This is a genomic window from Acidithiobacillus ferriphilus (assembly GCF_028215975.1).
Lineage (GTDB): Bacteria > Pseudomonadota > Gammaproteobacteria > Acidithiobacillales > Acidithiobacillaceae > Acidithiobacillus > Acidithiobacillus ferriphilus.
Map to the genome: position 1 here is coordinate 475,507 of NZ_CP116458.1, position 22,270 is coordinate 497,776.

The 22,270-nt window shown below is 59.0% G+C and carries 21 protein-coding genes; 15 read left to right on the top strand and 6 right to left on the bottom strand.

Features of this window, described 5'->3' with window-relative positions:
- Positions 1 to 27: 27 nt before the first annotated feature.
- Positions 28 to 1,491 carry a glycogen synthase GlgA gene (gene glgA, locus PJU76_RS02375; protein WP_271780318.1) on the bottom strand — a complete coding sequence of 488 codons (1,464 nt, stop codon included), beginning with the start codon at positions 1,489 to 1,491 and terminating at the stop codon, positions 28 to 30.
- A 159-nt stretch (positions 1,492 to 1,650) separates the two neighbouring features.
- Between glgA and PJU76_RS02380 the strand changes: the two genes are divergently transcribed.
- The gene (locus PJU76_RS02380) at positions 1,651 to 2,220 is read left to right on the top strand and encodes a 3-deoxy-D-manno-octulosonic acid transferase (protein WP_271780319.1); all 570 of its coding nucleotides are present in this window, start codon (positions 1,651 to 1,653) and stop codon (positions 2,218 to 2,220) included.
- A 77-nt stretch (positions 2,221 to 2,297) separates the two neighbouring features.
- On the opposite strand, the gene PJU76_RS02385 is transcribed toward PJU76_RS02380, so the two are convergent.
- A complete protein-coding gene (locus PJU76_RS02385; RefSeq protein WP_271780320.1) occupies positions 2,298 to 3,719 on the bottom strand; it encodes a hypothetical protein in 1,422 nt (473 codons plus the stop codon).
- A 161-nt stretch (positions 3,720 to 3,880) separates the two neighbouring features.
- On the opposite strand from PJU76_RS02385, the gene PJU76_RS02390 reads away from it, so the two are divergent.
- The 4 genes from PJU76_RS02390 to PJU76_RS02405 all read left to right on the top strand — a co-directional run bounded on the left by PJU76_RS02390 (position 3,881) and on the right by PJU76_RS02405 (position 8,764).
- Positions 3,881 to 4,327 (top strand): DUF1841 family protein, encoded by a 447-nt coding sequence (locus tag PJU76_RS02390; RefSeq protein WP_271780321.1) that lies wholly within the window; start codon positions 3,881 to 3,883, stop codon positions 4,325 to 4,327.
- Between the two features lie 47 nt (positions 4,328 to 4,374).
- Positions 4,375 to 6,171, top strand: a complete 1,797-nt coding sequence (locus PJU76_RS02395) for a M3 family oligoendopeptidase (RefSeq protein WP_271780322.1) — start codon at positions 4,375 to 4,377, stop codon at positions 6,169 to 6,171.
- Positions 6,172 to 6,173: 2 nt separating this feature from the next.
- A complete protein-coding gene (gene fumC, locus PJU76_RS02400; protein ID WP_271780323.1) occupies positions 6,174 to 7,553 on the top strand; it encodes a class II fumarate hydratase in 1,380 nt (459 codons plus the stop codon).
- Positions 7,554 to 7,645: 92 nt separating this feature from the next.
- The gene (locus tag PJU76_RS02405; RefSeq protein ID WP_271780324.1) at positions 7,646 to 8,764 is read left to right on the top strand and encodes a 3-deoxy-7-phosphoheptulonate synthase; all 1,119 of its coding nucleotides are present in this window, start codon (positions 7,646 to 7,648) and stop codon (positions 8,762 to 8,764) included.
- Here PJU76_RS02405 and metG read toward each other — a convergent pair.
- Complete coding sequence (gene metG / locus PJU76_RS02410) at positions 8,757 to 10,799, bottom strand: methionine--tRNA ligase (RefSeq protein WP_271780325.1); 2,043 nt, start codon at positions 10,797 to 10,799, stop codon at positions 8,757 to 8,759. The two genes, PJU76_RS02405 and metG, sit on opposite strands and share 8 nt — an antisense overlap.
- A gap of 110 nt (positions 10,800 to 10,909) precedes the next feature.
- Between metG and rpmB the strand changes: the two genes are divergently transcribed.
- The 10 genes from rpmB to dcd all read left to right on the top strand — a co-directional run bounded on the left by rpmB (position 10,910) and on the right by dcd (position 19,180).
- Positions 10,910 to 11,146 (top strand): 50S ribosomal protein L28, encoded by a 237-nt coding sequence (gene rpmB, locus PJU76_RS02415; protein ID WP_271780326.1) that lies wholly within the window; start codon positions 10,910 to 10,912, stop codon positions 11,144 to 11,146.
- 10 nt (positions 11,147 to 11,156) lie between these two features.
- A complete protein-coding gene (rpmG, locus tag PJU76_RS02420) occupies positions 11,157 to 11,312 on the top strand; it encodes a 50S ribosomal protein L33 (RefSeq protein ID WP_064218972.1) in 156 nt (51 codons plus the stop codon).
- 232 nt (positions 11,313 to 11,544) lie between these two features.
- Positions 11,545 to 12,564, top strand: a complete 1,020-nt coding sequence (gene hrcA, locus PJU76_RS02425) for a heat-inducible transcriptional repressor HrcA (RefSeq protein ID WP_064218971.1) — start codon at positions 11,545 to 11,547, stop codon at positions 12,562 to 12,564.
- A gap of 75 nt (positions 12,565 to 12,639) precedes the next feature.
- Complete coding sequence (locus PJU76_RS02430) at positions 12,640 to 13,158, top strand: nucleotide exchange factor GrpE (protein ID WP_064218970.1); 519 nt, start codon at positions 12,640 to 12,642, stop codon at positions 13,156 to 13,158.
- A 45-nt stretch (positions 13,159 to 13,203) separates the two neighbouring features.
- Positions 13,204 to 15,108, top strand: a complete 1,905-nt coding sequence (dnaK, locus tag PJU76_RS02435; RefSeq protein WP_271780327.1) for a molecular chaperone DnaK — start codon at positions 13,204 to 13,206, stop codon at positions 15,106 to 15,108.
- Between the two features lie 74 nt (positions 15,109 to 15,182).
- Complete coding sequence (gene dnaJ, locus PJU76_RS02440; RefSeq protein ID WP_271780328.1) at positions 15,183 to 16,316, top strand: molecular chaperone DnaJ; 1,134 nt, start codon at positions 15,183 to 15,185, stop codon at positions 16,314 to 16,316.
- Entirely contained in the window at positions 16,316 to 17,149 is an 834-nt protein-coding gene (gene dapB / locus PJU76_RS02445) for a 4-hydroxy-tetrahydrodipicolinate reductase (protein WP_271780329.1), read from the top strand. The genes dnaJ and dapB overlap by 1 nt, the downstream gene beginning before the upstream one ends.
- A gap of 29 nt (positions 17,150 to 17,178) precedes the next feature.
- Positions 17,179 to 17,493, top strand: coding sequence for an antibiotic biosynthesis monooxygenase family protein (locus tag PJU76_RS02450; protein ID WP_271780330.1), 315 nt, complete (start codon positions 17,179 to 17,181; stop codon positions 17,491 to 17,493).
- 14 nt (positions 17,494 to 17,507) lie between these two features.
- Positions 17,508 to 18,584: an iron-sulfur cluster carrier protein ApbC gene (gene apbC / locus PJU76_RS02455; RefSeq protein ID WP_271780331.1), complete on the top strand. Its 1,077-nt coding sequence runs from the start codon at positions 17,508 to 17,510 to the stop codon at positions 18,582 to 18,584.
- A 29-nt stretch (positions 18,585 to 18,613) separates the two neighbouring features.
- Entirely contained in the window at positions 18,614 to 19,180 is a 567-nt protein-coding gene (gene dcd / locus PJU76_RS02460; RefSeq protein ID WP_215849921.1) for a dCTP deaminase, read from the top strand.
- 7 nt (positions 19,181 to 19,187) lie between these two features.
- On the opposite strand, the gene PJU76_RS02465 is transcribed toward dcd, so the two are convergent.
- From PJU76_RS02465 to PJU76_RS02475, 3 genes are all read right to left on the bottom strand, one after another.
- Entirely contained in the window at positions 19,188 to 20,264 is a 1,077-nt protein-coding gene (locus PJU76_RS02465; protein ID WP_271780332.1) for an oxidoreductase, read from the bottom strand.
- Between the two features lie 145 nt (positions 20,265 to 20,409).
- Positions 20,410 to 21,828 carry an APC family permease gene (locus PJU76_RS02470; protein WP_271780333.1) on the bottom strand — a complete coding sequence of 473 codons (1,419 nt, stop codon included), beginning with the start codon at positions 21,826 to 21,828 and terminating at the stop codon, positions 20,410 to 20,412.
- A complete protein-coding gene (locus PJU76_RS02475; RefSeq protein WP_271780334.1) occupies positions 21,825 to 22,199 on the bottom strand; it encodes a type I restriction endonuclease in 375 nt (124 codons plus the stop codon). The genes PJU76_RS02470 and PJU76_RS02475 overlap by 4 nt, the downstream gene beginning before the upstream one ends.
- Positions 22,200 to 22,270 lie beyond the last annotated feature (71 nt).

The following is a 22,270-nucleotide window of genomic DNA, read 5'->3' on the forward strand; positions in this document are numbered from 1 at the left end:
AGCGAATCAGCGGCGAGCGGGAGGCGCTTAGTGACCGCCTGCGCGCCGCGCCAGCACCTCGTGATAAAGCTGGAGATAGGCGCGTGCCGAGTGCTGCCAGCTATAATCGCCAGCCATGGCCTGATCTTGCAGATGTGACCACAGCGCTGGTTGACGGAACAACGCTTCCGCGCGCAGCACGGCATCATGCAGGGCATCGCTGTGCGGGCGGTCAAAAACAAATCCGTTGCGTTGTAGTGGATGGTGGAAGTCGTCGGCATCGGTGACCGTATCGGCCAGCCCGCCCGTACGGTGAACTATGGGCAGGGTGCCGTAGCGCAGGCTGTACATTTGATTCAGGCCGCAGGGCTCGAAGCGGGAGGGCATGAGAAAAGCATCTGCGCCCGCTTCGATGCGATGGGATAGCCCTTCGTCAAAGGTGATGCGCGCCACCATCTGGGTCGGATGCGCCGCGGCCATCTCCAGCAATTGTCGCTCGAAAGATTTATCGCCACTGCCCAATACCACCACTTGCATGCCGTGGCGTAACAGATCAGGGAGAATATCCAGTACCATATCCGTCCCCTTCTGCTCCACCAGACGGCTGATCATGCCGAGGAGGAATACATGAGGATCAGGACGAAGGCCGAGACTGCTCTGCAGTTGCGCCTTGCACTGCGCCTTACCGAGCCGATCTTGTAGCGAATAATGCGCGGGCAGATAGGGGTCCGCGCCGGGGTTCCAGTGGATGGCATCAATGCCATTGAGAATGCCCGACAGATGCTCGGATCGGGTTTGCAGCAGCCCATCCAGTCCCATACCGAAGGCACTGCTCTGAATCTCCTCGGCATAGGTAGGGCTGACGGTGGTGATTTGGTCGCTATAAGCCAGACCCGCTTTCATGAAGGAAAAGGCCCCGTAGAGTTCGGTCCCGAGCCAGTGAAAATCCGCCGCCGGCAAGTGCAGAGGCGCCATGGCGCCGGGCGCGAAGCGACCCTGATAGGCCAAATTATGAATAGTGAAAAGGACGGCGGGTCGCGCTGCGCCGATCCGTGCCTCCAGATCGAGCAAGTAGGGTATCAGTCCGGTTTGCCAGTCATTGGCATGGACGATATCCGGACGCCAATTGAGCCCCGACACACGTCCCTGGGCGATTTCGACGGCTACCCGGTTGAGCAGGGCAAAGCGTCGATCGTTGTCCGGCCAGTCTTCGCCTTGAGTATCCTGGTAAGGACCGCCGTCGCGTTCATAGTAAGCGGGATAGCGGAGGAAAAGGATCTGTGCTTCCCCCACCGGCGACCACAGTTCGGCTGTTTCACCCGTATAGGGCACGTTGACGGCGCAACACCAGCGCATATCACTCGTGGCCGGGCACCCGTAGTAAGGCACCAAAACGCGAACCTCGGCGCCCAGTTGCCTTAACGCCAGGGGCAACGCCCCGCCGACGTCCGCGAGGCCACCCGTTTTGGAGTAGGGCATCATCTCCGAAAATACAAAAAGTGATCGTAGCATAGGCGTGTGTTCTTCTTTGTTTGAATATTGTTGTTAATATAACACAAAAGCGGTGCGCGCTTCACAAGCGCCTGCGCTGAGCAAATTTTGAATGATACGCCAGTGTCGCCTATCATCGGCGCCTGGAAAATCCCACACTGCGGTTCAGGAGTGACATGCATGGAATGGTGCGAGCGTTTTAAGGAATTTCGGGACCGGCAGCGCTGCGTGATATATTTCCCCAATCTGCATGAAGGCGAAGATGCTGAAGCTTACGCCATTTTTCTTTCGCTGATGCGGGTGAAAATGGGCATTATGGTGTTGGCGCCAGATCGGGAAGAACGCTACGAACCCGTTTATCGTGACGCGCTGAAATACCATCTGCAGACCATCCGCCATAGTCGTTTGTTCACCAGCTTCGTGCCCATCAAGACGCGCGTCTACTTTGTGGAAACGGCGGAGCAGCGCGATGCTTTCTACGCTTGTGTGGATTTTTGTGTGCCTGGCGGCACGTTGGTAGGAGGTGCAGTGGATCTCGGCAAAGCCATTGCTGATGGTTGTCCCCTCATCCTCGGTCCGAAAATGCCGGATAACGCGGTACGTCAGGGCTTGTTGGCCGCTGGCGCTGCGGTATGGGCGCAGGACAATGCGGAGATTATCGATCTGGCGAAGGCCTGGCTGAACGATCCGGCAGCGGCCAGGGCGGCAGCGGAGAAGGCAAAGGTGTGGTGGGGACAGCATGGGGCTTAGTACCTGCCTCCCTTCCCCGCAACGCAAAAAAGCCCCGCACCAGCAAGGTGCGGGGCTTTTTTGCGAGAGCTAGAAAATCAGCCCTGTTTCAGCGCCTTCAGGAAGATGGAAGCGAAGCGCACGGCGAACTTCAGCACGAACTGGGTGTCTTTGGCGAAGAAGATTTTCATCAGACCGAAGATACCGCCACCCTTGTTGTTCTCGTCCTTCATCTCGGTCCTGGTCTGCTCCAGCGCCTTCATCGCCTTGTGCACACCGCTGGCAAAGACTTCGTCGGAGGGGATCATGGGGACGACTTGCGTCATGATCATGTTCAGCTTGCCGGCCAGGCCGGCCTTCTGCAGGTTACCCACCAGCGCGAAGACGTCAGGCAGCATGTCCATCAGGTGGGCATCATGCAGGCCCTGAACAATTTCCTTGATCCGTGCGTTGATGCTTGCCGCGTCGCCCCGTACGGCCTTGGCGCCGATTTGCGCGATTTCCAGCCACTTTTCGGCTTCTTCCGCAAGGTCGTCCAGCTTTTTCGGCAGATCCATGTCGCTGAGAATATTGCGAACCGCACCTACGCCATCTTTACCCGCCTGGATGAAGAAGCCCGCGCTCGCGGCATAGCCGGCGAGGCGCTCCACCTGGTCCAGCAAGCCTTCCACCCGCTGAGCGAGATCTTCGGAGTCGCCCTGCGCCAGAGCCTTGACCCGCAGCGCAATGTGCATCCAACGGCTGCCACCGGCACCAATAGTGGCGAGCGTGCCGCCCATGTCCGCGCCTTCCAGCACTTCCGGTATGGTATCGCGCAGGGTGCCGATGGCGATGTTCATCTGTCCACCGAGAATTTCCGCCATGTCGAGCATGCCGCTCAGGCGCGCCTGCAGGTTGGGGGCGTCACCCTGAATGAGGCGTTGGGCCCGTTTGGCCATTTGAATCCACTGGTCGGCCATTTCCTGGATTTCGTCGAGGCGATCGGGCAGGTCGAGCTGACCGAGCATGTTGCCGACGACGCCGACGCCCTGCCGCGCGCTATCCATCCAGTACTGGATGCTTGCGGTGGCGCCATGAATTTTCTGCACCATGTCTTCCGGATTTTCGCCGATGATGGGGCATTTGAATTCAGCGCTGAGGGTGGAGATGGAGCGGAAGAAGCCGGCGCGCTGCAGGTTGCCGAGTAGTTGCAGGATTTCCTTCAGGGTCTTGTCGAGTTCCGCATTCTGAACGTCGTTCAGCACGTTGCGCAGGCGATCCAGCGGCTCCTCACCGGAGTTGCCTTTAATGAAGGCTTGCAGCGACTCCGAGACGCGCTGCAATTGTTCCAGATACGGCTTCATGGTCTCCATGAGCTTGTCGGTATCGATGGCCCGCGGCAATTCGTTGAGGATATCGCGCAGCGTCTGCAGCAAGTTCTGCACCTGCAGGGCGGCGTCACCGACTTTACCGAGCCCTTCCCACTGGCGTTCATTGAGGGTGGTTACTGCTGCTGACGATACTGCATTCGCGTTGGCCATGATGCGCTGATCTCCCGCTGAAAATAATGTCGCGATAAGTGTTTTTGATTAAGCTGGGTTAGGCTTCCAGGACCTGCCTTGTGTATCACAAAGGGCCTCTCTTTCCTACCCGTGCCGGTCTGGCCTATGATCTTCCGGTATGTTCTGACAGGCTAATCATTATGCTTTATGGCAGTAAACGAGAAACATATCGACAGGTATTTCTGGACAGTTGGCGGGCTTATCAGGAGGGGCGTCCACTGGAAGGGGTGCAGACGCGGATTGTCGCCGTCATTCTCCGCCATCCGGAATATCATGCCTTGCTGAGCGATGCGTCGCGCGGGCTGGAACAGGATTTCCCGCCCGAGCAGGGACGGAGTAACCCCTATATGCACCTGTCTCTGCATATAGGGCTGGAGGAGATGTTGGCATTGGGACAGCCTGCGGGTATCGTGGACCTCTTCGACAGTGCGCGCCGCAAGCTGGGTGAAACCGGCGCCGAACATCTTTTCGTGGATTGTCTGGGCGAGATGATGTGGCAGGCCCAACGTGCAGGACGCGCGCCCGAACTGACGGCGTTGTTGCCTTGTGTACGCCGTGGTCTGGGTTTGCCGGAGATGGCGGGCTGAACAGCGGCGCCCGCGAATCAAACATTGCTCGGATGGAGAATGGCAGCATGATGAAGGGTGTGAATCAGGCGGCGACGGGTGCGGAGCAGATACATTGGCGTCTCGGGGATCTGTACGCCGGGGTGGATGACCCGCGGCTGACCGAGGATATGCGCTGGGCGGACAGCGCCGCGACGCGCTTCGCAGAGGTCTATCGTCCCGGTCTGGGTGATCTGGACGCGGCGCAACTGGCGGCGGCCATGGCGCAGTTGGAAGCCGTCCGCCAGCGCATCGGTCGGGTGGGTGCCTTTCGTTACCTCAGTTACGTGACCCATGCCGATCAGCCGGCGTATGGCGCCGCTCTGCAGGCTTACGAAGAGGCGGCCACGGCCATTCAGAATCGTCTGGTCTTCTTCGATATCGCCTGGAATGCCGTTGCGGATAGCCGGGCAGAAAGCCTGCTGGCAGATCCCGCGCTAGCGCATTGGGCGCACCTGCTGCGTAACTGGCGGAGGTATCGTGATCACCTGCGCAGCGAGAGTGAGGAGCAAATTCTGTCGGAAAAGCGGGTGACTGGGCGGGCGCTCTGGGAGCGGCTTTTTGACGAGACATTGACGGAGATGCGCTTTCCCTTGCGCGGCAAGCAGATGACCGAGCAGGAGGTGTTGACCCTGTTGTCCGATCCCGACCGGGAGTTGCGCCGGGATGCGGCCGAATCCCTCAGCAAGGGGCTGGAAGGGCGCTTGCATACCCTCACCACCTGTTTCAACGCCATCCTCGCCGACAAGGCCCTGGATGATCGTCTGCGCCGCTATCCCCACTGGCTGAGTGACCGCAACCTGAGCAACGAAATCTCCGACAAAATGGTCGAGGCGCTGGAGCAAGCCGTGGTCGGACGCTATGGGCTGGTGGCCCGCTATTACCGGCTCAAGGCTAAATTATTGAACGTATCGCCGTTGATGGATTATGACCGTTATGCGCCTTTGCCGGGTGGCGAGCGGCGCTACGACTGGGCGGAGTGTCAGCGCATCGTGCTGGCCGCGGTGACGGATTTTTCTCCGGAACTGGGGGCCATCGGTCGGCGTTTTTTCGACGAGGGCTGGATTGACGCCGCGCTGGCATCGGGCAAGCGGGGTGGGGCCTTCGCCCATCCGGTGACCCCCGATGTGCATCCCTATCTCATGGTCAACTACACTGGCACGGTGCGGGATGTGATGACGGTGGCCCACGAACTGGGGCACGGCATCCACCAGTATCTCGCCCGCGAACAAGGCCATATGAACGCGGATACTCCCCTGACCACGGCGGAGACGGCTTCGGTTTTCGGCGAGATGCTGACCTTCGGACAACTGATGCGCGAGGAGCAGGATCCCCGGCGGCGGCTGGGCCTGCTCTGCGGCAAAATCGAGGATACCTTTGCCACGGTGTTCCGGCAGATGGCCATGCACCGTTTTGAGGAAGTCATGCACGGCGCGCGCCGTGCCGAGGGCGAACTGAGTAAGGAGCGTCTGGCGGAGTTGTGGATGCAAACCCAGACGGAGCAGTTTGCCGACAGTATTCAGTTCAGTCCTGGTTATCGCTGGTGGTGGAGTTATATTTCTCACTTCATCGGCTCGCCGGGCTATGTGTATGCCTATGCCTTTGGCGAATTGCTGACGCTGGCGCTGATCCAGCGCTATCGGGCAGCTCCGGCCGACTTCGTACCCGGTTACATCGCCATGCTGAAACTTGGGGGGAGCAAGGCCCCAGCCGAGGTGGTGGCGGCGGCCGGCATTGATCTGGAAGACCCGGAAATCTGGTCGCGGGCGCTGGATTATATGGCCGGGATGGTGGATGAGGCCGAAAAACTGGCGGAGGTACGCTGAATATGCGTCAGGAAAAGGACAGCATGGGCGTTATCGAGGTGAACGACGATGCCCTCTGGGGTGCCCAGACACAACGCTCCCTGCGTTATTTCGCCATCGGCACTGAGCAGATGCCCCTCCCGGTTATCCACGCTCTGGCACGAATCAAGCGGGCGGCGGCCTTGGTGAACGCCGGGCTGGGTCTGCTGGATGAGGCGCTGGCCGAAAAGATCAGTGACGCGGCGGCGGAAGTCGTCGCCGGGCGCTGGGATACGCAGTTTCCCCTGCGGGTCTGGCAGACGGGCAGCGGCACCCAAAGCAACATGAACGTCAATGAGGTCATTGCCAACCGGGCTAATGAAATGGCGGGGCAGCCCCGGGGCGGTAAGACGCCGGTACACCCCAATGATCACGTCAATCTGGGTCAATCCTCCAACGACGCTTTTCCGTCGGCCATGCATATTGCGGCGGCTTTGGCGATACATCATGGACTCTTACCGGCATTGGCGCATCTGGAGGGAGAGTTGGAGCGTAAGACGGGGGACTTTGCCCAGCTCATCAAGGTCGGACGCACCCATCTGATGGATGCGGTGCCGCTCACTTTGGGGCAGGAGTTTTCCGGCTATGTGGCGCAACTGCGGCAAGGCATACACGCGCTGGAGCAGACCTTGCCCGGTCTTTATGCCCTGGCGCTGGGCGGGACAGCCGTCGGCACCGGCCTCAACTGCCACCCGGATTTTGCCAGTGCGGTGTGCGCGCGGTTACATGCGGAGTTGGGTCTGCCTTTCCGCCCGGCGGCCAATGCGTTTGCCGCCCTGGCGGGACATGAAGCATTGCTGCAGTTGAGCGCGGCACTGCGTGGCATGGCCATGTCCCTGATAAAGATCGCCAATGATATCCGCTGGATGGCTTCTGGCCCGCGGGCCGGTCTGGGCGAACTGCATCTCCCGGAAAACGAGCCCGGCTCCTCCATCATGCCCGGCAAGGTGAACCCCACTCAAGCCGAGGCTCTGACCATGGTCTGCGTGCAGATTTACGGCAATGATGCGGCCATCGCTTTTGCCGCTTCGCAGGGTAATTTTGAGCTGAATGTGTACAAGCCACTGATTGCCTATAATATTCTGCAATCCATTGCGTTGTTGGGTGATGCTGTCCGCTCCTTCAGCGATCATTGCCTGCGCGATTTGCAGCCGGCAGAAGACCAGCTTCGCCAAAATATGGAAGAGTCGCTGATGCTGGTCACGGCCCTGGCGCCGGTCATCGGCTACGAGCGCGCCGCCGCCGCCGCCCAGCATGCCCATCGTGAAGGCTGTACCTTGCGTGCAGCGGTGCTCCATCTCGGCCATCTCTCGGCGGAGGAATTCGATAGATACATGCGCCCGGAACGCATGTTGGGGTTATAGCGCGCGGTAAAATGCGCACGACTCCGTAGAGGCGGGGGCGGCGCCATGTTATGCTCCTCCGCAGCTTTTGGCATATGCGAAAGGGGCAATTCATGATTTTGATTTTAGAAGCCAACGTCGACGAACAATCGCCGATCTTTCAACAACTTCTTACCCATCTGCGCGGCCTTTCCGGCATTCACTTCCGGGTCCATCAAGAACAGGGTGCGGAGCAGGTACTCAGCGAAATCTACCTGATCGGCGACACCAAACAGCTCCGGATAGAAGATATGGAAGCGCTCCCCGGGGTGGGACGTGCCATTCGCGTGTCCCGTGAGTACCGGATGCTGGGCCGCCATAATGATGACCAGCGCGGCAATGGTTTTGAGTACAATGGGGTGCGTTTTTCCCAGGATACTCTGCATGTCTTCGCCGGGCTCTGCGCAGTGGATACGCATGAGCATGTGGAGCAAATGCTGCGCGCCTTGCAGGAAAATGGCCAGGTTTGTACCCGCATGGGGGCCTACAAGCCGCGTACCAGCCCTTACGCCTTTCAGGGACATGGCAAAAGCTGTCTGCCCTGGGTGTTTGACCTGGCGGGCAAATACGGCATCCGTGTCATCGCCATGGAAATTCTCCACGAGGCGCATATGGACGAGATCCGCGAGGCACTCGAAAAGACCGGTCATCCGACCGGTGTCATGCTCCAAATCGGTACCCGCAATACTCAGAATTTCGAGTTGCTGAAGGCGGTGGGGCGGCAGCAGGAACTTCCCGTGCTGCTCAAGCGCGGTTTCGGCATTACCCTGGAAGAATCCCTCAATGCCGCCGAGTACCTGGCTTCGGAGGGAAATACCAAGGTGGTCTTCGGGCTGCGCGGCATGAAGACGAATCTGGGTGACCCGCACCGCAACTTCGTGGATTTCGCCCAGGTGCCGGTCGTGAAGCGGCTGACGCGGATGCCCGTCTGCATCGATCCATCCCACTCCGTGGGCAGCCGCGACGCGGGGCCGGATGGCATCATGGATGTCTTCCATGTGACCGCGCAGGGCGTGGTGGCCGGTGCCAACATGATTCTGGTGGACTTCCACCCCGACCCGGCGACGGCGCTGGTGGATGGCCCGCAGGCCCTGCTGCTGAAAGAGCTCCCGTGGTTCCTGGAAGACGTGCGTCTGGCCCGGGAAACCTATGAAGAACGCAAGTTGCTGGCGACCGCGCAGGCCCCTATTTAACCCGCATGCCCGGTTGCGCCCCGCTATCGGGAGAGAGCAGGAAGGGTCCGCCCTCCGGCCCGCTGGCGGCAAGCACCATGCCCTCGGACAGGCCGAAACGCATCTTTCTGGGCGCCAGATTGGCGACCATCACGGTCAGCCTGCCGACCAGGCTGGCAGGATCGTAAGCGCTCTTGATGCCGGCAAAGACCGAGCGGGTGCCCTCGCCAATATCCAGGGTGAGGTGCAGTAGCTTGTCCGCGCCTTCCACGCTGTCCGCGGCAATAATCCGCGCAATGCGCAAATCCACCTTGCTGAAGTCGTCCATGCGGATAAAGGGGTTTTCTTCCTTGGCCTCAGCAGGTACGGGCGTGGGCACTGCTGGGGCCGCCGCCATGCCGGGGGCTGTTGCGGGGCTTTCTGCGGGATTCTGGATCAAGGCGTCCACCTGGGTTTTTTCCATACGTTGTAAAAGATGGGTGTAGGGCTGGATCTGGTGATTGAGAAGCGGCTTGGTCAGGCCCGCCCAGTCCAATTCGCATTGCAGGAACTCCAGCGATTTGCGCGATAGCTCCGGCAGCACGGGGCTGAGCAGGGTGATCAGCACCCGGAAGCCGTTCAGGGTGACGCTGGCGACACGGTGCAGCGCCTCGCCTTGGGCCGGGTCTTTGGCCAAAGTCCAGGGTGCATTCTGGTCCACATAAGCATTGATCTGATCCGCCAGCGCCATGATGTCACGCATGGCCTTGCCATATTCCCGCCCGGCGTAGGCCTCACCGATGGCCTCCTGGGTCTGTAGCAGTCCATCATAAAAAGCCTGATCATTGCCCAGGGAGGCGGCCAGTCGGCCCGCAAAGCTGCGGTGGATGAAACCCGCCGCGCGGGAGGCCAGATTGACCACCTTGCCGATCAGGTCGCCATTGCCCTTGAGCAGGAAGTCTTCGAGATTGAGGTCGATATCTTCCACATGGCTGTTGAGCTTGGTGGCGATGTAGTAGCGCAGGAATTCAGGATTCAGATGCTGGAGATACTGCACAGCGGTAATGGAGGTGCCGCGCGACTTGCTCATTTTGGCGCCGTTTACGGTCAGGTGCCCGTGGGCGAATATGCCCGTCGGCAGCCGGTGTCCGGAGCCCTTGAGCATGGCCGGCCAGAACAGGCCGTGAAAATAAATGATGTCCTTGCCGATAAAATGATAGACCTCGGCAGTGGAATCCGGACCCCAGTAATCGGCCAAACTGCGGCCGTGGGTCGCGCACCAGTGCTGGGTGGCGGCCATGTAGCCGGGCAGGGCGTCCAGCCAGACATAAAAGAACTTGCCGGGGGCATCGGGGATGGGAATGCCGAAGTAGGGGGCGTCGCGGCTGATGTCCCAGTCGGCCAGGCCGATACTGAACCATTCATCGAGCTTGTGGGCGACTTCTTCCTGCAGGGTGCCATTGTGAATCCACCGTCGGAGGAAGTCGCTGAAATCCCCGAGCTGAAAAAAATAATGCTCCGAATTGCGGCGCTCGGGTACGGCGCCGGAGACCGCGGAAACAGGATTGATAAGGTCGGTGGGGCTGTAGGTGGCGCCGCAGACCTCGCAGCTATCTCCATACTGATCGGCAGCGCCGCAACGCGGACAAGTGCCGCGAATGAAGCGGTCGGGCAGGAAAATGCCGGCGACCGCATCGTAGGCTTGTTCGATTTCGCGGACGTTGATGTAATCCGCGGCCCGCAGAGCACGATAGATGCTCTGAGAAATCTCAAAGTTTTCCGGCGAGTGGGTGCTGTGATACAGATCGAACTGAATGCCGAAGCCGGTGAAGTCGCGCAGATGATCAGCGTGCATGCGGGTGATGAGTTCTTCTGGTGTGATGCCCTCGCTCTGGGCACGGAGCATGATCGGCGTGCCATGGGCATCGTCGGCGCAGACATAGACGCAGTCGTGGCCCCGCAGGCGCTGATAGCGGGCCCAGATGTCCGTTTGGGTGTATTCCACCAAGTGCCCGAGGTGAATGGGTCCATTGGCATAGGGGAGGGCGCTGGTGATCAATATGCGTCGTTTTTTCATAGTGCGGATAAATTACAGGGGATAGGCGTATCAGGCAATGGCGTGTGGACCACTGGCAGGCCGCTTTCATCTATGGTATAAAGAGCGCCTTTTTTCAGGGAGATTAACCGATGTCCAGAGTATGCAAGGTGATGGGCAAGAAGCCCATGGCGGGGAATAATGTTTCCCACGCCCACAACAAGACCCGCCGCCGTTTTCTGCCCAATTTGCAGTACCACCGTTTCTGGGTGGAGAGCGAGAAACGTTGGGTGCGTATGCGGGTGAGCACCAAGGGCATCCGTACCATTGACAAGAAAGGGATTGACGTCGTTCTGGCTGAACTGCGCGCCGCCGGCGAAAAGATCTGAGGATTGAACCATGCGTGACAAGATTAAGCTCGTTTCCACGGCCGGTACCGGTCATTTCTACACCACCACCAAGAACAAGAAGACCAAGCCCGATAAGCTGGAGATGAAGAAGTTCGATCCCAAGCTCCGGAAGCATGTGATGTATCGGGAAGACAAGATCAAGTAACACCCTTTTTCGGTTTGCCTCCCGGTGGTTTGCCCTGAATCTTCGGGAGGGGCCAGACCATTCCTTTGCTCCGCCATCATTTTTTGCTAAATTACTAGCACTCATGATGGTTGAGTGCCAAGGATGATTTCTTCCGCCATGTTTTATCCCTTATCTGCGCCATGCGGCAGTTGCCTTCGCCCGTTGCACGGGGTGAGCCGTTCTGCGTATCTTGGCGGAGGTTGTAACGGTCATGGATGAACGCGCCCGTCACCTGCTCAAATCCCTCATCGAGCAGCATATCGCCAAAGGCGTGCCGGTCGGCAGTCGCCAGTTGGTCCGTGATGCCGGCCTCAATATCAGTCCCGCTACCGTGCGTAATGTCATGGCGGACCTGGAGGATGAGGGCTACCTGATCTCCCCCCACACTTCCGCCGGGCGCATCCCCACCCATGTCGGCTATCGTTTTTTTGTCGATGCACTGCTGCGGGTGGTGCCGCTGTCGGCAGAGTCCCACCGCTTGCTGGTGCATCGTATCGGTTTTCGCGCTCCGGATACGGAGCAGGTCCTGCACGCCGCCACAGGCATTCTCTCTGAATTGACGCGCATGGCGGGTTTTGTGCGGGTGCCGCGGCGGGCAACCCGGATTTTGCGGCATGTGGACTTTATCGCGCTGCATGAGCGCGAGGTGCTGGCCATCTTCGTCACCGACAAAGGAGATGTGGAGAATCGTCTGATCCGCACGGAGCACCCCTTTGGGGCGGCAGAACTGGCGCAGGCAGCCAATTTCTTCAACGCCACCTACGGCGGTCGGCCACTGCAGGATGTCATCCATAATTTGCAGCGGGACCTGCAGCAATCCCGTCACGAAATGGACCGCATCCTGCGCAGTGCCATGGCGCTGGGTATGGAAATGCTGGAGGAGGATCAACAGCGTATGCTCATCGAGGGCGAGTTCCAGTGGCTGGATATGCCGGAGCTGGCGGGAAGTGAACGCTTGCGCGAACTCTTGGCTGCGGTGCGACAGAAGCGTGATCTGGTGCATTTGCTGGATGAGAGTATGCGCGGTAGTGAGGTGCGTCTTTTTATCGGCGAAGAGTCGGGCTATGCGCCGCTCAGTGATTGCAGCGTGGTATCGGCGCCCTACAGTGTCGATGGGGAGGTGGTTGGGGTGCTGGGGGTGATCGGACCGATGCGGATGCCCTACCAGCAAATCATTCCGCTGGTCGACGGCACGGCGCAGTTGCTCGGTCGCGCCCTGTCGCAATCCTGATACTGCCGGGTCTTGAAATACGCCAGCCCCTTCCCCATATCGTCTTGGACTCAAACTTTCAGGGATTGATTGCGCATGAATGAAGAAGAGAAGCAGGAGTTGCCGTCTACTGAAGCAGAATCTACCAGTGCAGATGTGGTGAACTGGGAAGAGAAGGCGGAAGGCTATCGCAACGATTATTTACGCGCCCTGGCGGATACCGAAAATTTGCGTAAGCGCCATGAAAAGCAGGTGGAGGACGCTCGCAATTATGCCGTGGATCGTTTTGCCCGCGAATTACTGCCGGTGATTGACAGTCTGGAGCTGGCACTGGCCAGCCCGGTGGAGGGTGCCGAGGGCATCGCGCAGTTGCGGCAGGGTTTAGAAAATACGTTGACGCTATTTGCGCAGGCCTTGGGAAAAGCGGGCATCGCCCCCATAGAAATGGGCGAAGGGCGTTTTGACCCCCACCTGCATCAGGCGATTGCCATGGTGGAAACGGAGGGAGACGCGAACCGGGTTCTGGCGGTCCATCAGAAAGGTTATTTAATGCACGACCGCCTGTTGCGACCATCCATGGTTTCCGTTTCCAAAGCACCTAAAGCGGCAGAATGACACAACGCACACCAGACAGATTTTGCATATTCAGGAGATGATAAAATGGCAAAAGTAATAGGAATCGATTTGGGAACCACCAACTCCTGTGTCGCCGTGATGGAAGGCGATAAGGTCAAGGTGATCGAGAACAGCGAAGGTAAACGCACCACGCCGTCCATCGTCGCTATCACGGAAGAAGGCGAGGTGCTGGTCGGCGACGCGGCTAAGCGTCAGGCCGTCACCAATCCGGAAAATACCATTTACGAGGTCAAGCGTCTGATCGGCCGGAAATTTGACGATGCCGAGGTGCAGAAGGACCTCAAGCATGTGCCCTACAAAGTCATCAAGGCCGACAACGGCGATGCCTGGGTGGAAGTGCGCGACAAAAAGTATTCCGCGCAGCAGATTTCTGCCTTCATCCTGCAGAAGATGAAGAAGACGGCCGAAGATTATCTTGGCGAAACGGTCAGTGAAGCGGTCATCACCGTGCCCGCTTACTTCAACGATGCGCAGCGGCAGGCGACCAAGGATGCGGGCCGTATCGCCGGTCTGGAGGTGAAACGCATTATTAATGAGCCGACCGCTGCGGCGCTGGCTTTTGGCGAGGACAAAAAGCCCGGTGACAGCAAAATTTCGGTGTATGACCTGGGTGGTGGCACCTTCGATATCTCCATTATCGAGATTGCCGAAATGGAGGGTGAGCATCAGTTTGAAGTGCTCTCCACCAACGGTGACACCTTCCTCGGCGGTGGCGACTTTGATAACCGGGTCATTAATTACCTGGCTGACTCCTTCAAGGCGGAATCAGGTATCGATCTGCGCGGTGATCGTCTGGCCATGCAGCGTCTGAAGGAAGCGGCGGAGAAGGCGAAAATCGAACTGTCTTCCGCACAGCAGACCGACGTCAACCTGCCTTTTATCACCGCAGATCAGAGCGGGCCGAAGCATCTGAACATGAAACTGACCCGCGCCAAGCTGGAGTCGTTGGTAGAAGACATTATCGACCGTAGCATGGCGCCGTGCCGGGTGGCTATGAAGGACGCCAATCTGGCAACGAATCAGATCACCGATGTGATTCTGGTGGGTGGTCAGAGCCGGATGCCCAAAGTGCAGGAGAAGGTCAAAGCCTTTTTCGGCCAGGATCCGCGTAAGGATGTGAATCCGGATGAGGCGGTGGCTATCGGTGCAGCCATTCAGGGCGCGGTGTTGTCCGGCGATAAGAAAGACGTGTTGCTGATGGACGTAACACCATTGTCTCTTGGTATTGAGACCTTGGGCGGCGTGATGACCAAACTGATCGAGAAGAACACGACCATCCCGACCCGCAAGTCGCAGATTTTCTCGACGGCGGAAGACAACCAGTCGGCGGTGACGGTGCATGTGTTGCAGGGCGAACGTGAATTGGCGCGGGATAACAAGTCGCTGGCGCGTTTTGATCTGGCCGATATTCCCAATGCACCACGCGGCATGCCCCAGATCGAGGTGACCTTCGACATTGATGCCAATGGTATTCTCCATGTGTCGGCCAAGGACAACCAGACCGGCAAAGAGCAGTCCATTAAAATCACCGCAGGCTCCGGTTTGTCCGAGGAAGAAATCAAGCGGATGATTCAAGAGGCCGAGGCCCATGCGGCGGATGACAAGAAGGCGCGTGCGTTGATTGAAGCACGCAATGAGGCCGACGCCAGTATGCACGGTGCGCGTAAGGCGCTGGAGGAACATGCCGCGGCCCCCGAGCACGACAAAATCAAGGTGACGGAGGCCACCGCGGCGGTGGAAGAAGCGATCAAGGGGGAGGATGTGGACGTCATTAAGGGCGCGGTAGCCACCCTGATGGCTGCCATGTCGGCTTTGTTGCAGAGTGCCGCTGCCAGTCAGGCGCAGGCGGAACCCGGTGCCGATGCGCAGGGCCACGGCAAGCCGGATGATGTGGTGGATGCCGAGTTCGAAGAAGTCGACAAGAAATAAAATCACCATCGGTCGCGAGGGGGCAGGATCTGTTATCCTGTCCCTTTGCCCGTTTCAGGGTTTCAGGAAAGAAGATGGCCACACGGGATTACTACGAAATATTGGAAGTTAACCGCACCGCAGATGACGGCGAGATCAAGAAATCTTACCGACGTCTGGCGATGCGCTATCACCCGGACCGCAATCCGGATGATGCAAGCGCTGAGGATCGCTTCAAGGAAATCAGCGCGGCCTATGAGGTGCTCTCCGATCCGGAAAAACGGCAGGCTTACGACCGTTTTGGTCATGCCGGAGTCAATGGCGGCGGCGGTCGATCGGGCGCGGGCTTTGGCGGTTTCAGCGCTGGCGCTGGTTTCGGCGATGTCTTCAGCGATATCTTCGAGCAGGCCTTTGGCGGCGGCGCGCGCGGCCAGGATTCGGGACGGGGTGCTGATCTACGTTATGAACTCGAATTGACGCTGGAAGAAGCCGCACTTGGTAAAGAGGTTAACATTCAGATTCCCAGTTCGGCGATTTGCGAAGTGTGTCATGGTAGCGGTGCCAAACCTGGCAGTGGCGTTGAAGATTGTAAGACCTGTGGGGGGCGTGGGCAGGTACGGATGGTGCAGGGTTTCTTCTCCGTCACGCGTCCCTGTCCGCAGTGTAACGGCAGCGGCAAGATCATCAAAGATCCATGCACGAGTTGTCATGGTCATGGCCGGGTGCGCAAAAATCGGGATTTGCAGGTGAAGGTGCCTGCCGGGGTGGATACGGGAGATCGTATTCGTCTAAGTGGCGAAGGCGAGGCGGGTGAACGGGGGGCAGCGCCGGGAGACCTGTACATTCAGGTGCGGGTCCTGCCGCATGCGCTTTTTGTACGGGATGGCGACGATCTGCACTGTGCGGTACCCGTCAAATTTACGACGATGGCCATGGGTGGTGAACTGGAGGTGCCGACGCTGACCGGTCGCGCCAAAGTGCAAATTGCTCCGGGTACGCAGTCGGGTGCGGTGTTCCGCCTGCGTGGTAAAGGCATCAAGGGAGTGCGCAGCAAGCTCAATGGCGATCTGCATTGCCAGATCCAGGTGGAGGTGCCAGTGCACCTCTCCCCCCGGCAAAAAGAATTGCTGGAGGAGTTCGCCCAGGAAGGCGGCGATAGCGCCCAGCATCCCCAGCAGGAAAGCTGGTGGAATAAGGCCAAAGACTTCTTTGACCGGATGGGTCTTTAATGGCGGAAGCGTGGCGCGTTGGCGTTACGGCGGTGGCGGGCCGTATGGGACGGGCTTTGGTGCAGGCCATTGTCGCTCATCATCCTGAGTTGCAATTGGCGGCAGCCATAGGGCGCAGCGGGGCTGCCTATCTGGGGGAGGACGCCGGTCGTTTGGCGGGCATCCAGGCCTTGGGTCTGCCGGTTAGCGCGGATCTTGCAGGCGCCCTGGTGGATCTGGACGCGCTGATTGAGTTTGGTCCGGTAGAGGCCGCTCTGGCGCATGTCGCGGCCTGTGTGGAGGCAGCGAAACCGGTCGTGGTGGGCACCACGGGATTTTCCGTGACCCAGCGCGCGGAGTTGGAAAACGCCAGCCAATATATTCCATTGGTGCTGGCACCGAATATGAGTGTCGGCGTCAACGTGTTGCTGGCCTTTTTGCCCGCCATCATCGCAGCCCTCGGCGAGGGCTACGATGTGGAGATTGTGGAGGCCCACCATCGTCACAAGATGGACGCACCTTCCGGTACCGCGCTGGCTCTGGGACGGGCGGTGGCGGTGGGGCGTGGCCAGCACCTGGATGATATCCAGTGTCTGGATCGCAATGGCGTCCCCGGCCCTCGGGTGGCCGGCAGTATCGGCTTCGCGACGCTGCGTGGCGCAGACGTGGTTGGTGAACATACGGTGTGGATGGCGGGGGCCGGAGAGCGTCTGGAACTGACCCATCGCGCGGCCAGCCGGCTGAATTTTGCCGAAGGGGCCTTGCGCGCCGCCAGTTGGCTGCGGGGCAGAGCGCCGGGCCTGTATGATATGCAGGATGTTCTTGGTCTGAAGGATTTTGCGGTCCTACAATGAATACCATCTGATATACGAGGGGCATCATCATGCAATATGTCGTAGCTAACCGGGTTCCCGTCAAGGCGGAATATCGTGCAGAGTTTGAGGAGCGTTTCCGACGCCGGGCGGGCGAGGTGGATAAACAGCCGGGTTTCGTGCGTATGGAGATCCTGCGCCCGGTAAACGATGACGGCCTGTATGTGGTGCTGACCCATTGGGTTGATCAGGCGGCCTTCGAGGCGTGGATGAAAAGTACCGACTTCAAGACTGCGCACACCAATCCGTTGCCCAAGGAGGCTTTTGGCGAGGGCGGTGGTATTGAGCGCCACGAAGTGATCATCAGTTCTGAAGGGTCGCGCTGAGGACGGAGAAAGTCATGACGGGATTGATGCGGGAACAGGTCGAACAGTCGTTGCGCGCGGTGCAGGACCCTTATCTGGGGAAAAATCTGGCGGCCGCGGGTGTCCTCAAGAGCGTTGATGGCACTGCCGTCAAACTGGAATTGCCTTACCCCAGTCTGGGGGTGGCCATCGGTTTGAGCGAGGAGGTGGCCCGGCAAATTCAGAATGATCATGGCATCAGCGTGCAGGTCACCGTCGGGCACCGTATTCTTGCGCATCAGGTGCAGCGCGGTGTCAAGCTGATGGAAGGCATCAAAAACATCATTGCCGTTGCCTCCGGCAAGGGTGGGGTTGGTAAATCCACCACCGCCGTCAATCTGGCGCTGGCGCTGGCCAAGGAAGGCGCCAAAGTGGGCATGCTGGACGCCGACATCTACGGACCCAGTCAGCCGCGCATGCTGGGCATTTCCGGAAAACCGACCAGTAAAGATGGCAAAAAGATGGAGCCCATGGAGGGACACGGCATCAAGGCGATGTCCATCGGATTTCTCATCGACGACGAAACGCCCATGGTTTGGCGCGGCCCCATGGTCATGCAGGCGCTGGAGCAGTTGCTCTCGGATACCCGCTGGGGCGAACTGGATTATCTGGTGGTGGACCTGCCGCCGGGTACCGGCGATACCCAGCTCACCCTGGCGCAGAAGGTGCCGGTCTCCGGCGCGGTGATCGTCACGACGCCGCAGGACATTGCCTTGCTGGACGCCCGTAAGGGGCTGAAAATGTTTGAGAAAGTGGGTGTGCCTATTCTTGGTATCATCGAGAATATGAGTTTTTATATCTGCCCGAAGTGCGGCAATGAAGATGATATTTTTGGACATGGCGGCGGTGCGGCCATGGCCGAGCAGGATGGGGTGGAATTTCTGGGGGCGATACCGCTCGACCGCAGCATTCGCAACGAAGCCGATAACGGCGCGCCGACGGTGGTGGCGCAACCGGATTCCCGTCTCGCCAAGATCTATCTGGAACTGGCGCGGCATGTGGCCGGGCGACTGGCGATTCAGGCGGTCGATCACAGCCACAAGTTCCCCAACATCGTCGTCCAGAATCGCTGATTCGCAACCACTTACAGGAAGTCTCCGCCATGAGCATCAAATCCGATCGCTGGATCCGTCGCATGGCGGAAGAACACGGGATGATCGAGCCCTTTTCACCGCGCCAAGTACGACATATCGAGGGGAACCCCATTATCTCCTACGGGTTATCTTCCTATGGTTACGATATCCGTTGCGCCGGGGAGTTCAAGGTTTTCACCAATGTCCGTAGCGCGATTGTCGATCCGAAGAATTTCAGCGAAGATTCTTTTGTCGATTTTACCGGGGATACCTGCATTATCCCACCGAATTCTTTTGCCCTGGCGCGCACGCTGGAATACTTCCGTATCCCGCGTAATGTGCTGACCATTTGTCTGGGCAAATCCACCTATGCCCGTTGCGGCATCATCGTCAATGTCACGCCTTTTGAGCCGGAGTGGGAAGGCTATGTGACCCTGGAATTCTCCAATACGACGCCCTTACCCGCGAAAATCTATGCGAACGAGGGTGTGGCGCAGGTGCTCTTTTTGGAGTCGGACGAGGTCTGCGAAGTATCTTATGCTGACCGCGGCGGCAAGTATCAGGGCCAGAGTGGCGTAACCCTGCCGAAGGCCTAACAGCGACTCAGGGCAAAGGTTCTTTGGTATAGGCGATATTGGCCTGCTCGGAAGAGTAAGCATCCATCGGTTTGTTGGCGCGCAGATCATTCACCCAGTAGGGGTTGAGCAACAGGGACTTGCCCGAGAGGATCATGTCGGCATCCGCCAGTGCTGCCTCGGCGGTGTCGAGATCATGAATGCCGCCGCAGATCAGCAACGGCTTCCGGGTGGCGCTGCGGGTCAACTGCGCCATATTTTTGCCGGTCCCGAAGGCCTCGTCGTCAAAGCGATAGGTGGAGACCGAAATGGCGTCGATGGGGAGTCGATCCAGGAATCGAATCACCTCTGTCCATTCGTCGGCATCGGCGAACAGGGAAACTTCCATATCCGCAACACCCCAGTTGGATATCCGGAAAAAGAGCAATTTGTCGGCAGGCACATGGGGACGCACGGCCTCTACGATTTCACGGGCAAAGCGGAAGCGGTTTTCGACGTTGCCACCGTAGTTATCTGCACGTTGATTGCTGTAGGAGGACAGAAACTCATTGATCAGGTAACCGTGTGCGCCGTGAATTTCTATACCATCGAATCCAGCCGCGATGCCCCCTTTAACCGTTTCGACGAAACCCTGAATGACATGCGCAATGTCAAAGGATGACATCACGTCGGGCACGGGGTAGGGCGCACTGGTCAGCGGGTTGTTCTGTTTGGGGATCAATGCGCTGGGCGCGATGGTGCGCTCAGCGGGATTTACCGCATTCCAGGCTATTCTGCCGCAATGAAAAATTTGCAGCACCGATACGCTGCCCGCAGCACGGATTTTGGCGTTGACTTGCGCCCAGGCATCAATTTGCCGCTGCGTGGTTAAGCGCGCCTGGCCGGGATAGCCCTGGGCGCTTTCATAATCGCTGACGATGGCTTCTGTGGTGATGAGCGCGACATCGTTTTCGGCGCGCCGGACCAGGAAATCCAATACATCCTGACGGGGAATACCGTCTTTTTCCGAGGACATGCGGGTCATCGGCGCCAGCCCGATGCGGTTTTTTAGGGTATGGCTACCCATTTTGAGAGGGGCAAAAAGATCTTTGCTGGTTCTGGACATTTGCGTGCTCCTTATGCGTTGTCAGTTTGCCGGTGCGGACTGGCTGGACGATTACCTGAATAAGATACCATGTGGTCGGTATGTTGCCTAGCGGACGCCGGGAGACCCCCCCAGATTTCGGGATGGGTAACCGGCGTGGTCAGGCTTATGGTTCATCCACGGCAACAAGAATATGCCGCAAACGCTCCGGCCGAAACGCCGCCCAATAAAGTCCCCAGAAAAAAATGACGATCACCAGCGCGACAAAAAGCAGGGTGGCCACGCCTTCTCCTCCGGCGGGCAAGGGCCAGAGGCTGACCGCCATTACTTTGATCAGGAGCGGCAGGCTGATGCCGGCGATGATCAGGCTGATCCAGCGCCAGGCATGACGCTGGCGGAATAAAAACCAGGGCGTGGCGATGTTGGCCAGTCCATATATCAGCAGAAAGGCCAGCCCGGTAAAGGTGCCAAAGGTGCCGACCACCGATAATATGGGAATTCTCCACAAAGCGACCACCGCCACGCTCAGGAGCACAATGATGGCGAGCACCCGCAACGCCCGCGCCGGAGTGCCATAACCTGCGTCCCGGTGATGGAAGAAACGCGGGATGACCCCGTGTCCAGCCATGCTGTAGAGGATCCGCGATATACTGTTGAGGGTGGCGATGGTGGCGGAAAATGCCGCCGTCGCCATGGCGAGATCGGAGAAAATGCCGAGCCACGGATACCCGATGGCTTCGGCGACGGCGTTGAGCGGGGCCGCACTGTCGCCCAGAGGGGTGGAAATGTGGGCAAAGGCCAGCACCTCCACATAGGCCATGGCGACGAAAAATCCACCGACCATCAGTACGGAAAGCAGCATGACGCGCGGGATGGCGGTGCGCGTCGCGCTGGTTTCACCGGCCAGATTACCCGCAGTTTCAAAGCCGCCGTAAGCCAGCAACGAGAGAATCAACGCTTGCGCGAGTGGTGCCGTGTGTAAGCGCCGGAAATTCCATTGGGCCGGATCATGCCAGCCGAAATGCCAGAGCGTCACCGCCGCAATCAACACAATGCAGAGGATGGAGAAAATCTCTACCCAGAGCCCCCAGCGCGCGGAAATTTCGATGCCGCGCAGCGCCAGTCGCCACGCCACCAGCAGATAGAGCACCGCAATCCCCGCAATCCAGCCCATCCCGGAAACCGGTGCAAAAAACCGCAAAGCCTGTTCGACAAAAAGCCCGCCGAGCAGAGGGGCCGCCGCCAAAGCGCCAAAATATCCGGCCATCATGGTGAAGCCCGCGACCATGCCGGAAATCGGGTGCAGGGCCTTGCTCAGATAAAAAAACAGCGAGCCGGGGGAAGGGAAGTGCCGGGCCAGAACACCCACTTGCACGGCCACCAGGGTCATCAGCACGCCGATGAGGGCATAGGCCAGCCAGGTAAACGGGCCGCCGTGTATGGCCACCAGAGAAATCGTGACGGCCGGCATGGCCGACGGCGTGATGTTGGCTACGGCATGGCCCCATAACTCGCTGCTGCTGACGTTAAGGCGAACGTCCCCCTTGCCCAGTCCACCCTTGGTGCTGGTCCAGAGAAACCTCATGCTGCCCAGATCGCCGACAGGAGTTCCGCCTGGGCCAGTACGGTTTTGGGCGCCTCTTCCTGTAAATCCGGTGGGAAGCCATGCCTTTTCTCGATGGTGCGCCAGATCTTGAACCGCTCCTGGCTGGCCGTGAACGAACTGCCCCGCTGCTTGTAGGTCTGCGGTTGATTGAAGGCCGACCAGATGGTGGCGCCCTCGTCTGCCGCATTCCTCAGTTCGATCACCGCCAGCGGCAGGCCGTCGATGAAAACCGCGATGTCGGGACGGCGGTTGTTTTGTCCTTCAATGACGGTGAACTGATTCACAGCCAGCCAGTCGTTGTTTCTGGCCTGCGTCCATCGTTGATAGGTCCGCTGTCCGTAGATCCCCACCCTTGCGGAGGCTTCTCCCCCTCTGGGATTTCGTTCTGATACCCTGACCGGGAGGGAAAGCGGCCAAACTC